The sequence below is a fragment of the Pantoea sp. GbtcB22 genome, from assembly GCF_019091025.1.
Lineage (GTDB): Bacteria > Pseudomonadota > Gammaproteobacteria > Enterobacterales > Enterobacteriaceae > Pantoea > Pantoea leporis.
This window is the reverse complement of record NZ_JAGXKB010000703.1, coordinates 1-241: the sequence shown is the minus strand read 5'-3', so window position 1 is coordinate 241 and position 241 is coordinate 1. Positions and strand designations below refer to the sequence as shown.

General features: G+C 55.2%; 1 protein-coding gene. It reads left to right on the top strand.

The window, feature by feature from the left end:
• Positions 1-241, top strand: a 241-nt coding sequence (locus KVT28_RS26410) for an ATP-binding cassette domain-containing protein (protein ID WP_217551258.1), incomplete at both ends; no start/stop codon positions are given.

Genomic DNA, 241 nt, shown 5'->3' with positions numbered 1-241 from the left:
CTACGCTGTGTGATCGGCCCCAACGGCGCGGGAAAAACCACGCTGATGGATGTGATCACCGGTAAAACCGGGCCGGATAATGGCCAGGTGATCTACGACCAGGATACCGATCACAGCAAAATGTCGCCGGTGGAGATCGCGCGCGCCGGTATTGGGCGCAAGTTCCAGAAACCCACGGTATTCGAAGCACTGACGGTGTTTGAGAATCTGGAAATCGCGCTGAAAAACGACAAATCAGTGT